Source organism: Heyndrickxia coagulans DSM 1 = ATCC 7050 (assembly GCF_000290615.1).
Lineage (GTDB): Bacteria > Bacillota > Bacilli > Bacillales > Bacillaceae_C > Weizmannia > Weizmannia coagulans.
The window spans coordinates 1-13,077 of record NZ_ALAS01000176.1 but is presented as its reverse complement, the minus strand read 5'-3'; the positions used below and the strand labels follow the sequence as shown (position 1 = coordinate 13,077).

The window sequence follows — 13,077 nt, the reverse complement described above, 5'->3', positions numbered from 1 at the left end:
GCAAGTGAAGCACGGTAGCCGAAAGTGTACAAAAAGAGTGTCTTGGAATACCCGATATTTAAACCTTGTCGAGAAAAACTTGACACATACCCGTGAAGCAGACTATTTGTTTAAAACCGCACAAACGAGGTAAAATATAAACGTCCCAAAGATTAGAAAAGGAGATGGTTCAATTGGCTAAAAAGATCGCTGTACTTGTCACCAATGAAGTGGAAGATTCTGAGTACACCGAACCGGTGAAAGCATATAAGGAAGCCGGCCATGAAATTGTCAATATTGAAATGAGAGCCGGAAAAACAGTAAAAGGGAAACACGGCACCGAAATCCATATCGACAAAGGCATCGATGATGTCAGCGTGGATGATTTTGATGCCCTCCTGATTCCGGGCGGCTTTTCTCCGGACCAGCTCCGCGCCGACGATCGCTTTGTCCAATTTGTAAAACAATTTATGGATTCGAAAAAACCGGTGTTTGCAATTTGCCACGGCCCGCAGCTTTTGATTACGGCAAAAGCATTGGAAGGCCGGGATGCCACAGGTTACAAATCGATCCGTGTTGACATGGAATATGCCGGCGCGAACTTCCGCGACGAAGAAGTTGTCGTATGCCAGAACCAGCTTGTCACAAGCCGTACGCCGGATGACATCCCTGCATTTAACAGGGAATCGCTGAAAATCCTGAACGGATGAGCTTTTAAGTGAAAAAAACTGCTGCCTCTTTCCGGGCAGCAGTTTCTTTACTTTGCGCACAATGCAAATTAGGGATATGATAAATGGAGCGGGGAAACAGAAAATGAACCTTTACATAGAATAATGTTGCCATAACGAAAGGAAGTCGGACGATGATTACACTGAAATCACAAAGAGAAATTGACATGATGAAAAAAGCAGGCAAACTGCTTGCCGATACGCATAAGCAAATCGCAAAAATGATCAAGCCGGGGATTACAACATGGGAAATTGAGGAATTTGTCGACCAATATTTAAGAGAGCACGGGGCAACCCCTGAGCAAAAAGGGTACCAGGGCTACCAGTATGCGACATGCGCAAGCATCAATGATGAAATTTGCCACGGGTTTCCGCGGAAAACGCCGTTAAAAGAAGGGGATATCGTCACGATTGATATGGTTGTCAACCTGAACGGCGCGCTGGCTGATTCCGCCTGGAGTTATCCGGTCGGAAAAGTTAGTGGAGAGACGAAAAAACTGCTTGAGATTACAAAAGAGGCGCTTTATAAAGGAATTGAACAGGCCAAACCGGGCAACCGGATCGGCGACATCGGCCATGCGATTCAAACTTATGTGGAAGCACAGGGATTCTCGGTTGTCCGTAATTTTATCGGCCATGGCATCGGCCCGACGATCCACGAAAAACCGGAAGTGCCGCACTACGGGCTGCCGCATAAAGGGCCGCGCATTAAAGAAGGCATGGTGTTCACGATCGAGCCGATGGTCAATATCGGCAGCTACGAAACGAAGATGGACGACAACGGCTGGACTGCCCGGACAAGGGACGGATCCCTTTCCGCCCAATATGAACATACCATTGCAGTTACAAAAGACGGCATTGTGATCATTACGGATCAGGAAGATTAATGCTGCACTGAACCCGGATCCGGCTGGAGTGCTGCACAGCGCCGGAAACCTAAAAAAGCTGGGAGGAATAAAGGCTCCCAGCTTTTTTACATTCCGAAACCGGCCGGCATTAATCTTTTTTCAGGCTACCGAGCTCTTCCACGATGGCTTGCATTTCATTCGGGCTGAATGTATTTTTTTTCATCACCATTTCGTACAAATCAAACAAATCGTCATAATGGTCAATGCTAAACTGGGACGACTGCAGTGCCGCCGTATTGACCATTTTTAATTTCGCTGTGATTGCTTGCACCATATAAGCCATATTTTGCGCTGTTTTTTCTGAAAGATCCAACATTTTCACCCTTTTCGTGTTTTTCATGTTTTTATTATACCGCATGGCGTGCCATCCGAAAAACGTTTCATACGGAACAGAGAGGGAAATATAATGGTAAACCGGACGGACAGAGGGTGATGAAAATTGGATAAAATTGAACTCCAGGCAGAAAAAAAACGTTCAACCATTGCGGCTTTGTTAGAGAACTCAAAACGGAACGATATTACCGGGATGGCTGCACAGTTATCCTACTTTTTTCTTTTATCTCTATTTCCGCTATTGATTTTTTTGTTTACCTTGCTTCCTTATTTGCCGATTAAATCGGATGATGTGTTGAATATGGTCAGGCATTTTGCGCCAAGCCAGTCGTTTAAGCTGATCGAAACCACCTTGAAAGAAGTGCTGACCAACCGGCACGGCGGCCTGCTTTCTTTTGGGATGATCGCGACTTTGTGGTCCGCTTCCAACGGGATGAACGCGGTCATTAAAGCATTAAACCGGGCTTATAAAGTAGAGGAATCACGCTCGCCTGTCATGCAGCGGCTCATGTCGGTGATACTGACGCTCGGGATGATCATCGTGTTTATAGCTGTTATTTTAATTCCTGTTTTCGGTGAGCAACTCATCCATTATGTGTTTTCTTACTTCGGGCTGCCGAATGATTTGAAAAATATGATCAATATTTTAAGATGGATGCTCACGCCGGTCCTGCTGTTCATTGTATTTGCCTTGTTGTACTTTTTTGCGCCGAATGAAAGATTCGGCTGCCTGACGGTTGTCCCCGGAGCCATTTTTGCAACAGTCGGCTGGATTGTGGCGTCACTCGCTTTATCGTTTTATGTCAGCCATTTCGGGAATTATAATGCCACATACGGAAGCCTCGGCGGGATGATCATCATGATGCTTTGGTTTTATATTAGCGGCATCATCCTCATTTTTGGCGGTGAACTGAATGCAGTTTTAAATGATAAGCGCAAAAATTGCTAATTTGGATAACTGCTTTTAAGCGCATATTAAAAAAACGGCAAGTTGCCGTGCCATCTTAATGAAGAAACGAAGCATTCTGAGTGAAGAAGGGCGTTCCAAATTCCGCCTGTTTTACAAGTGAAGACAGGCGGACAAATAGGGAAAGCAGTCTAAATTTCGCGCGCTCTTAACGGAGAGATCTCCCGGGTTAAGAGCACGGCCGGTTTTTCCGGTAAATCTTATCCCCGGCAACCCAGGCAGCCGATTTTGGCGGACAAAAGGCAAAGTTACCGGGTCTTCAAAACGTGCACGGCAGCACGCAGCCGTTAGGAGTGCCGGGGGACGGGGGCGGGCGTTTTTTTGAAACGGAAAATCAAAACGGACAAAACAAACAATATCATGCAAATCAGCAGGAAAAATACAGGTCCATTTGTATATTTAATGATCACGCCACAAAGATACGGGCCGGCCATGCTGCCAAAGCTGTACAGAATGCCGCACATGATGTTGCCGGCGGGAAGGAGCGGCCGCGGCAGCAGATCGGACAGGTAACTGATCCCGAGAGAAAACGTCGAGCCGACGGCCATACCGGCAACGAAAAAGCAAGCAAACAGCGCGATGACGTTTGATTTGCTAAAAGCAGCCCCCGCAAAACAGGCGCAGCCGATCAAAAGGACCGCAATCAACACTTTTCGCCTTCCGAGCCGGTCGCTTAACATGCCGAGCGGAAGCTGAAAAACGATGCTTCCGATCGAGAAGGCAGGGATAATCATGGAAACAGCATCGACATTTATTCCGTTTCTTAATGCATAAACCGGGAAACTGCTGTTTAAAGACGATTCCATGAATCCGTAACCGAGCGGCGGGAGCAATGCAACCCACGCCAGTTTCCAGACCTTACCAAAGCGCTGAAATGTGGCCAGAAAAGAAACATTTTCCAAATCTGCTTCCGGGTGCTCATTTTTTAAAAGAAAAACGGCCAGCCAGAAACAAAGGCTGATGATGGAGCAGGCAATAAAGGGAAGGCGCTCATCCACATTTACAAGCCTTGTCATATACGGCCCGACGGCAAATCCAAGGCTGAAAAAAAGCCCGTATAATGCAATGTTCCGCCCGAGCTGCCCTTTCCGGGAGAAAGACGTGATCCATGTCTGCGCCGAAAAATTCAGCATATGGTCTCCAATGCCGATGAAAAGGCGCAAAACAAACCAAAACCATAACGATTTCCAGGCCGGAAATAAAAGCAGTGAGGCAAATACGGTCAGCCCGCCTGTTAAAATAAGCGGCTTATATCCGAATTTCCGCAGCGGCGCTTCCATGAGCGGGGATGCAAATAAAACGCCGATATACAGGCCGGTTGCATTCAGCCCGTTCAATGATGCATCAATTCCATCTTTTTCAAAAATAATGGAAATCAGCGGCAAAAGCATGCCCTGTGTAAATCCGGAAACAGAAGTCATCAATACCAAAATCCAAAAACGCATATTTTCATAACGATTCATTGCTCTCACCCGGCTTGTTCTCGTTGTGCATTCGCTCTCTATAGCATATTCAGATCAGAAAAATTTGGCAAGCCAACCGTTCTTTTGTAAAATTTTATAGAAAGCAGATAAGGAGGATGGCCATGAATAAAATGTTTGCCATTATGGTGATGATCGGGGTTCCCGTCTCGGTTGCTGGAGCACTTTTGCACTGGCCGAACGTTTTGATGTTTGCCGTTTACTGCCTGACCATCATTGCGCTGGCCAGTTTTATGGGCCGGGCAACCGAAAGTCTCGCGATTATAGCGGGTCCGCGGATCGGCGGCTTGTTAAATGCCACATTCGGAAATGCGGTGGAATTGATTATTTCATTGTTTTCCCTTGCGGCCGGGCTGCACCAGGTCGTGCTTGCTTCTTTGACAGGCTCTGTGCTCGGGAACTTGCTGCTTGTTGCAGGCATGTCGTTTTTTTTGGGGGGCCTCAAATACAAGCGCCAGAAATTTAACGTGTATGATGCACGGCATAACTCAGGCCTTTTGATTTTCGCGATTTTTGTCGCATTTGTGATTCCTGAAATTTTTTCCATGAATATGTCAGAAGGGAAGACGGTCAGCCTCAGCATTGGCATTTCCATTATTTTAATCCTGCTTTACTTGTTTGCCCTGTTTTTTAAACTGGTGACACACCGCGGGATCTATCAGGACAGGGAAGCACGGGCCCAGCAGAAAGAAGAACATGAAGCGCCGGAATGGTCAAAGGGGAAATCGATCTTTGTGCTTGCCCTTGCGACGCTTGCAGTGGCCTATATTTCGGAAAATCTCGTACATACTTTTGAGTCCGTTGCAAAAAGTTTCGGATGGAGCGAAATGTTTATCGGGATTATCATCGTTGCCATTGTCGGAAATGCCGCTGAACATGCTTCGGCCATTTTAATGGCGGTAAAAAATAAAATGGATATTGCGGTTGAAATTGCATTCGGCTCCACGCTCCAGGTGTCCATGTTTGTCGTCCCCGTCCTGGTGCTCGCATCTTTGTTTTTTGAAAAAGCCATGCCGCTTGTCTTTTCCATACCGGAGCTGGTCTCGATGATCGCTGCGGTCATGCTTACGATCATTTTAGCAAATGACGGGGAAACAAACTGGTTTGAAGGTGCCACCATGCTGGCAGCCTACATTATCATGGGGATCGGTTTTTACTTGCTGTAATTCCGGAATCGGTATCCATCATAGCCGGAAAAAATGCGTGCGATCCATTAACGGGATATAGGAAAATCGGGTTGCAGTAACGCCGGAAGCTTATGTCCATTATAAATGGAAGCAATATGTGTGATACTTTGACAAATACTGGTGAAGCTCATGCATCGGGATAAAAGGAACACGGGGTATCTGCAATAACGCCGGAAACTTGCGGCCCGTTATAAACGGGAGTCCAGCGGTGAACCGGAGTTTTTTCAGTAACGCCGGAAGATATTGCCGTGTGAAGCGCAAAATACGCTGGCACATCGCGGCGGAGTGCCGTGATGCATGTGGCATAAAGGAGCCGGGTTTTATTTGCATGGAACGGATATTTTAATCCGGGCAGGAAAAAATAACGGTACGTTCGTAACCTCTTGTGAAAGGAGACAACATCAATGAAATGGATGCGGACGATCCTGATTTTCCTGCTTGCCGTACTTTTTGCTGTGCCGGCAGGGGAAGCAAAGCCGGCAGATAAACAGGTGCAAATTCCACAGTCGGTCCTAAACATTACAAAAGAAAATACGTATCCGAACTCGTCGCAGGATCTGCCTTACTTGCAGCCGAGCAAGTTTACCGAAACTTTGCTGAAAACATCTAATGTCAGAATTGAAAACCCGAATCTCGTGCGGATGTTGAATGAAACAAGCGTGAACCGTTCGTTTTTATCGCTCGGCTTGCGCGCGAAAATTTATCTGGGCGAATGGCCGCTGAATTATGAATCCAGCGAAACGTCGCCAAACTGGCAATACCAAAAAATCAATACGAACTACTTTGATAACCGCGGCGGCGATGCCAATTATAAAATGCACTATGTCCAGGAAGCGCAAAAGATCGTGCGCGGCGGCCTGACTGCCAGGATTCCGCAAGCGGACGATGTAAAGAAAATGATGCTGTTAAAAGCAATGGAAAACTCGAAGCTGCCGCTTTCCTTTGACACGATTATCGGAGCCGGCACGAAAAAAGGCCATGAATACAATGTCCCGGCAAAACGGCTCGGCTATTTGTATGCTTATGCACCGGCCGTGAACGAAAAAGGAAAAGTGACATACGGCGAAGTGTACCTTGTCCTTAAAGGGACGAAACGGGAAATTTTGGTGAAAAACGTCACTTCCCACGGCATTGGCGCCTGGATTCCGATTCAGGACTATGTTTCGTTCGGCTTTTCCGTGAGCGAACAGCCGAAATAAGGAAGTTTATTGGGCAGGTTCGCCGGCTTCTGAGGAGGCCTGTCTCACGCTAATAAAGAAAAAGCTGTCTGAACGGCAGCTTTTTTCTGTGCCGAAAATGGGGTATACTATAATAAGAAAGAAGTACGTGAGGAGGATTTTTTTGGGGAAAGCGGTATATGACAAGGACCAGCAACTTACTTATTTAATGGAACGGCTGAATATCTTTTTGGAGGTTCTGGATTCGATTGATCCGGAAGCGGCAGGCCTTGAAGATATTGACCGGCTTATTCAAATGATCGATGAAATCGAAATGAAAATGGACCAATTCAAAAAGCGCAAACCGGCCCCTTCTTTGTAAAGGCCGGTTTTTTATCTGGCATCGGGGGACGACTGCTGTTTTGGAACGATATTGCCCTGTTTTCCTGCACGAACAGATACTGCCAGCATTTCCGGCTGCAGAAATGAGAAAGATAAGGAAAACAACAAAAAGGAGTTTGGTTATGAGAAAAGTTTTTGCAACACTTTTTGCAGTCTTCCTGTTTTTTTCAATATGCCCGCAGCGAGATGCTTTTGCCCTTTCCAACGCCCCAATCAACTGGGGATTTAACAAAGGCAAAAACGGGCAGCAGGCGGATGCCGGCGCCGCTTATAACGCCCTTTTGCAAAAATACGGCGGCATTTACAAGGGCAATCCGAATGACAAGTATGTGTATTTGACGTTTGACAATGGATACGAGAATGGGTATACCCCGAAAATACTCGATGTTCTGAAGAAAGAAAAAGTCCCTGCCATCTTTTTCGTCACCGGCCACTATTTAAAATCACAGCCGGATCTTGTGAAACGGATGGTGAAAGAAGGCCATATCATTGGCAACCACTCATGGAGCCATCCGGACATGACACAGATTTCCGATGCACAAGTACGTGAAGAGTTGGAAAAAGTGAAAGCAGAAACCGCCCGCCTTACCGGCCAGAAAGAAATGAAATATTTGCGCCCGGCCCGCGGCATCCTGAGCGAACGGACGCTGAAACTGGGCAATGAAGAAGGCTACACCCATGTCCTTTGGTCACTGGCTTACCTCGACTGGGATGTGAACCGCCAGCGCGGCACACAATTTGCCTATGACAGCATCATGTCACAAATCCACCCTGGGGCCATTATTTTGCTCCATACTGTGTCAAAAGACAATGCCAACGCATTGGAACGCGTGATCAAAGACTTGAAAAAACAAGGCTACAAATTCAAAAGCATGGATGAGTTTATGAAAACCGAAAAATTGAAAAAGTAACCAAAGAGGGCTGCCTGAAAAGTGGGCAGCTCTGTTTTTCTTGCCGGAACAGGCTGGTTTCTTGCCAGAAGGAAAAGGGCTTGCCGGGTTGGGTTGAACGAATTGGAAACAATTGTGCCGGCTGATCTTCATTCTTCTGCTGGCCGCGTTCACTGCAGCATGGGCGTCTATTCTGAAATATGCGCCGGTTGATTTTTATTTTTCCGCTGGTGCTGCTTTCACAGCGGCATGGGCGTCTAATTAGACAAATGCTCGCGCGGGTCTGTTGCAATTGTCTAATTGGCAGCTTTATTAGACAAATAGCCGGGCGGATCACCTGCATTTGTCAAATTGGAAACGCTAATTAAACAAATGAGCACGCAACCCTCCTGCAATTGTCTAATTGGCAGAGCTCTAACTGGACAAGTGCTCGAGCAGCCCTTCCGCTTTTTTCTAATTAAAAAGGCTAATTAGACAAATAGCCGTACAGCTCACCTGCGTTTGTCCAAATAAAAATTCTGATTAGACAAGTAACAGGCCGGGTCTCTTTATCTTGCGTTGTTTTTCATGCGCGTTGAATCGGCAATGAAAAGGGCGAGCGCTTGTGCTATAATACTTAAAAACGAATTGAGAGGACGCCATGTGGGAGAAAATCGTTAAAATCAATGGCCCGTACAATTTTGATCGTGCGCTCGAAAGATTAAGCCTCGACCCGTTGCATGCGCTGGATCCGCTTAGACGGACAGTGAAAATCCCGATATACGGCAAACATCCGGAAACATCGGCTATCACTGCAACCGGCACGACGGAGGCACCTGCATTTCTCATCAAAGGCGAAAATCCGGATACCGCTGAAATCGTTGAGAAGCGGATTTTTCACCTTTTTCAGTGGGAGAAAGACCTCGCAGGCATCACAAACCATTTTACCGGCACCGCCCTTGAACCGCTTTTTAAAGAACACCGCGGTACACCGTTTGTGCTCGACTTTTCGCCATATGCCTGCCTGGTCAAATGCATCATCCACCAACAGCTCAATATGAAATTTGCCCATACGCTGACAGAGCGTTTCGTGTACCATTTTGGTTTTCAAAGAGACGGTGTCTGGTTTTATCCGTTTCCTGAAAAAACGGCTGCATTGCAAGTCGCAGATTTACGCGCCCTGCAGTTTAGCGAGCGGAAAGCAGAGTATGTAATCGGGCTTTCCAAATTGGTGGCATCAGGCGAACTGGATCTGGCGGCACTTGAGAAGGAACCGGATGAGGAAATTTTAAAAACGCTCGTGAAAATCCGCGGCATCGGCCCGTGGACCGTGCAAAATTTTCTCATGTTCGGGCTCGGCCGCCTGAATCATTTTCCAAAAGCTGACATCGGCATACAGAAGGCATTGAAAAAACTTTTCCAGCTTGAGAAAAAACCTACTTATGAAGAAATGGACGCTTACGCAAAAGACTGGGAGCCTTATTTGAGTTATGCCTCCTTGTACTTATGGCGCAGCATCGAATAGAAGGACGGATTTTATGCAAAAAGAAGCCATCATTAAACCAAAACAGCAATTTCCCTTGACGATCAAACGGCTCGGCATCAACGGGGAAGGGGTCGGCTATTTTAAGCGGACGGTCGTTTTCGTGCCAGGTGCACTGCCGGGCGAAGAGGTGGTCGTTGAAGCAAAACGGATACACCCGAAATACGTGGAGGGCATTGCCAAAAAGGTGCGAAAACGCTCGCCCCACCGGGTAAAACCCCCGTGCCCGGTTTACGAGCAGTGCGGCGGCTGCCAGCTCCAGCACCTTGCGTACAAGCAGCAGCTTATCGAAAAACGCGACATTGTCATCCAGGCGCTTGAACGCCATACAAAGTTAAAAGTAGACGAACTCGATATCCGCCCGACGATTGGCATGGATAACCCGTGGATTTACCGGAACAAAAGCCAGTTCCAGCTCGGCGAAGACCATGGGAAAATTATTTCCGGCCTCTACAGCCTCGATTCCCACCGGCTGATCAACGTGCCGGAATGCATTGTCCAGCATCCGCTGACAAACAAAGTGACACAAGTGGTGACACAAATTTTAAATGATTTTCATGTCCCGGTGTATAATGAAAAAACCGGGAAAGGCATCGTGCGGACAATTGTCACAAGGGTAGGCACCCAGACCGGCCAGGCCCAGGTTGTGCTGATTACGGCCAGGCGGGAGCTGCCGCGCAAAGATTTCATCCTTTCTGAGATCAAAAAGCGCCTGCCGGAAGTCGTATCGGTTGCGCAAAATGTGAACGCCAAAAAAACGTCGGTTATTTTCGGCGACGAAACGATTCATTTATCCGGAAAAGAAATTATTGAAGAACGGCTCGAAGAATTCACATACGAACTCTCCGCCCGCGCCTTTTTCCAGCTGAACCCGATCCAGACGGTGAAGCTTTACAATGAAGTGAAAAACGCCGCTGCGTTGACCGGCAAGGAGAAAATTGCGGATGCTTACTGCGGTGTCGGCACCATTGGCTTGTGGCTCGCGGACGGCGCATCTGAAATCCGTGGCATGGATGTGATTCCGGAAGCGATTGAAGATGCCAGAAAAAACGCCGCCGCCCACAACATCCCGAACGCCCATTACTTTGCCGGCAAAGCGGAAGTCCTCCTGCCGAAATGGCTGGACGAAGGATGGCGCCCGGACGTTGTCATTGTCGACCCGCCGCGTTCGGGCTGTGACGAAGCCCTCTTACGTACAATTTTAAAGGTGAAGCCGAAGAAGTTTATATATGTTTCATGCAACCCTTCCACTTTGGCGAAGGACTTGCACATATTGAGCAAGGCTTATGACGTAGCGTACATGCAGCCTGTGGATATGTTCCCGCAAACGGCGCATGTGGAGTGTGTGGCGAATCTGGAGCTGAAATTGTGACCGCCAATTAAACATTTACGACACATCATAAACTTTTAGCCAACAGGCCCTGTTTTCGGGATCACGAAGATTCCCGAGTTCAGGGCTTTTTTCTGTCCAGCCGCTATCATTCCTGCATTATCTCGATGGTTTTTTCTCCGTTTCCCCCTCCTATTTTTTACTTAGTTTTTATCTTGACAAACAAAATAATCCGGTATATCATTTAGTTTTTCAAAGGAAATAAAAACTAAACAAATAATTTTGGAGGTTTTAAAATGAAAAAAGATGAAATTCTGGATAAATTATTGGAAATTACGCACCAGCCATTTCTCATCTTTGTAAATGCAGTAGAAGAAAAAACAGATAATGCTTTTGAAACGCTGAAGCTGTTGGCAGCGGAAGAAAATGTGACAGCGGGCCGCATTTCTGAAGTGCTTGATATTAAACCGTCAAGTGTAACGCAAATTATCAAGAAACTTGAAGAAGCCGGCACTGCCCAGCGTGAAAAATCCGAACAAGATTCCCGTGTAACGATTGTAAAAATGACGGATAAAGGCCGTGAAAGCTTAAAAGAGCGCAGTTCAATTTCAACTACACTAAAAGATGTCCTCTTCCAGGGGTTTGCAGAGGATGAGCTTGAAATGTTGGATCAATATCTTGAACGCATGGTTTCCAATATTTCAAGCGAAGCATTTCATAATAAGCTCCACGAAGTCTTCAGCAATGATAAACGCTGGGAACTTTTTGGGAAAATGAGTGCCCGTTTCGGCCGTGCACGGGAACAAATGCTAGAGCGCAGCGGGTTTGGCGGCTTCGGCGGCCGCGGATTCATGGGCGGCGGATTCGATGGCTGGAAGAAAGGACGTAAAAGATAATGGAAAGTGGATTCAATGGTTCAGTCCGTAAAGATCAAACCAAATTTTCAATTGGACAATTTATGAAACTCATCAAAACGACGCAACCGAAATATCTTTTGCTGGCGATGGGTGTCTTACTGCTGGTTGTTTCATCCGGTGTACAAATTTATGTGCCGAAATTAGCATCATCCCTTGTCAATCATTTTTCAAAAGGCATTGACTATGGGTTGTTAGGGAAAGTCTTCGCACTATTTGTCATCTCAGCCATTGTTTCTGCAATTGGCGGAACGGTTCTGGGGATTTTTGGAGAAAATGTAATCCAAAACTTACGGAAAAGCTTGTGGCAGAAGTTAACCACCTTGAAAGTGAGCTACTTCGATACTGTTAAAGCTGGTGAAATTTCAAGCCGTCTGGTAAACGATACTGCACAAGTCAAACAGTTGCTGGCTGTGACTTTCCCGCAGACACTCGCGAGCATCATTACTGTCATCGGGACAGTTTATATGATGTTCAAGATGGATTGGCACATGACGGTCGCTATGGTTGTAGCTGTTCCAATCGTCGTCATCTTGATGATGCCGATCATGGCCTTTGGTACAAAAATCGGGCATATCCGCCAAGAGGCGATGGCCCAATTTAACGGGATTTCAAGTGAAACATTAAGTGAAATCCGGTTGGTAAAAACTTCGAACGCAGAAAAACAAGCGCAAGTTCGTGCCAATAATGAAATAAACAAACTGTTTAAAGTTGGAAAAAAAGAAGCTGTCTTTGATGCAACAATGCAACCCATCATGATGATGGTATTTATGAGTATGGTCTTTGGGCTTCTTGCTTATGGGATGCACCGTATTGCAATTGGTGAAATGCAAATCGGGATTTTAATGAGCTTTCTGATGTATTTGTTTAACTTGATTGGGGCCGTGCCGGTCATTGCAACCTTATTTTCAGAAATGGCAAAGGCTGCGGGTTCAACGCGCCGTGTACAAGAATTGCTTGCTGAAAAGCCAGAAGATTTTACGAAGGGCATTGAATTGGATTTGGCTGGCAAAACTTTATCAGTGGAACATGTGGACTTTGCCTACGAAGATGCGCCGGATGACCCCATCCTGAAAGATGTATCATTTACGGCAAAACCAAATGAAGTCATTGCTTTTGCAGGCCCTTCCGGCGGCGGCAAATCGACGATCTTTAGTTTGCTTGAACGTTTCTATGCACCAACAAGCGGATCCCACATTTCGCACGTCTTAAATATAGTTCATTCTAATTTTTGAATGAACTATATTTAAATGGCTTGGTGGGATGATATCTTCTTATT

At 46.5% G+C, this 13,077-nt stretch carries 13 protein-coding genes; 11 read left to right on the top strand and 2 right to left on the bottom strand.

Going from position 1 to position 13,077, the window contains the following annotated elements; all coding sequences use genetic code 11:
- Positions 1-173 precede the first annotated feature (173 nt).
- On the top strand, positions 174-689 hold the full coding sequence (locus IC21_RS08890; RefSeq protein ID WP_029142845.1) for a type 1 glutamine amidotransferase domain-containing protein: 516 nt from the start codon (positions 174-176) through the stop codon (positions 687-689).
- A gap of 152 nt (positions 690-841) precedes the next feature.
- Positions 842-1,594, top strand: coding sequence for a type I methionyl aminopeptidase (gene map / locus IC21_RS08885; RefSeq protein WP_029142844.1), 753 nt, complete (start codon positions 842-844; stop codon positions 1,592-1,594).
- 109 nt (positions 1,595-1,703) lie between these two features.
- Here the strand turns inward: map and IC21_RS08880 are convergent, their stop codons facing one another.
- Positions 1,704-1,973 (bottom strand): DUF1128 domain-containing protein, encoded by a 270-nt coding sequence (locus tag IC21_RS08880; RefSeq protein ID WP_013860358.1) that lies wholly within the window; start codon positions 1,971-1,973, stop codon positions 1,704-1,706.
- A gap of 81 nt (positions 1,974-2,054) precedes the next feature.
- Here IC21_RS08880 and IC21_RS08875 point away from each other — a divergent pair, with 81 nt between their 5' ends.
- Positions 2,055-2,897: a YihY/virulence factor BrkB family protein gene (locus IC21_RS08875; RefSeq protein ID WP_029142843.1), complete on the top strand. Its 843-nt coding sequence runs from the start codon at positions 2,055-2,057 to the stop codon at positions 2,895-2,897.
- A 305-nt stretch (positions 2,898-3,202) separates the two neighbouring features.
- On the opposite strand, the gene IC21_RS08870 is transcribed toward IC21_RS08875, so the two are convergent.
- On the bottom strand, positions 3,203-4,387 hold the full coding sequence (locus IC21_RS08870; protein WP_029142842.1) for an MFS transporter: 1,185 nt from the start codon (positions 4,385-4,387) through the stop codon (positions 3,203-3,205).
- A 113-nt stretch (positions 4,388-4,500) separates the two neighbouring features.
- On the opposite strand from IC21_RS08870, the gene cax reads away from it, so the two are divergent.
- From cax to IC21_RS08830, 8 genes are all read left to right on the top strand, one after another.
- Positions 4,501-5,562, top strand: a complete 1,062-nt coding sequence (cax, locus tag IC21_RS08865) for a calcium/proton exchanger (protein WP_029142841.1) — start codon at positions 4,501-4,503, stop codon at positions 5,560-5,562.
- A gap of 425 nt (positions 5,563-5,987) precedes the next feature.
- Positions 5,988-6,782 (top strand): YfkD famly protein, encoded by a 795-nt coding sequence (locus tag IC21_RS08860; RefSeq protein ID WP_017551475.1) that lies wholly within the window; start codon positions 5,988-5,990, stop codon positions 6,780-6,782.
- A gap of 142 nt (positions 6,783-6,924) precedes the next feature.
- Positions 6,925-7,122 carry an SE1561 family protein gene (locus tag IC21_RS08855; protein WP_017554110.1) on the top strand — a complete coding sequence of 66 codons (198 nt, stop codon included), beginning with the start codon at positions 6,925-6,927 and terminating at the stop codon, positions 7,120-7,122.
- A 142-nt stretch (positions 7,123-7,264) separates the two neighbouring features.
- On the top strand, positions 7,265-8,053 hold the full coding sequence (pdaA, locus tag IC21_RS08850) for a delta-lactam-biosynthetic de-N-acetylase (RefSeq protein WP_013860352.1): 789 nt from the start codon (positions 7,265-7,267) through the stop codon (positions 8,051-8,053).
- Between the two features lie 619 nt (positions 8,054-8,672).
- A complete protein-coding gene (locus tag IC21_RS08845; protein WP_029142840.1) occupies positions 8,673-9,536 on the top strand; it encodes a DNA-3-methyladenine glycosylase family protein in 864 nt (287 codons plus the stop codon).
- Positions 9,537-9,549: 13 nt separating this feature from the next.
- Positions 9,550-10,926, top strand: coding sequence for a 23S rRNA (uracil(1939)-C(5))-methyltransferase RlmD (rlmD, locus tag IC21_RS08840; protein WP_029142839.1), 1,377 nt, complete (start codon positions 9,550-9,552; stop codon positions 10,924-10,926).
- A gap of 254 nt (positions 10,927-11,180) precedes the next feature.
- Complete coding sequence (locus IC21_RS08835) at positions 11,181-11,780, top strand: MarR family winged helix-turn-helix transcriptional regulator (protein WP_029142838.1); 600 nt, start codon at positions 11,181-11,183, stop codon at positions 11,778-11,780.
- A complete protein-coding gene (locus tag IC21_RS08830) occupies positions 11,780-13,033 on the top strand; it encodes an ABC transporter ATP-binding protein (RefSeq protein WP_029142837.1) in 1,254 nt (417 codons plus the stop codon). Before IC21_RS08835 ends, IC21_RS08830 begins: the two co-directional genes overlap by 1 nt.
- Positions 13,034-13,077: the final 44 nt, after the last annotated feature.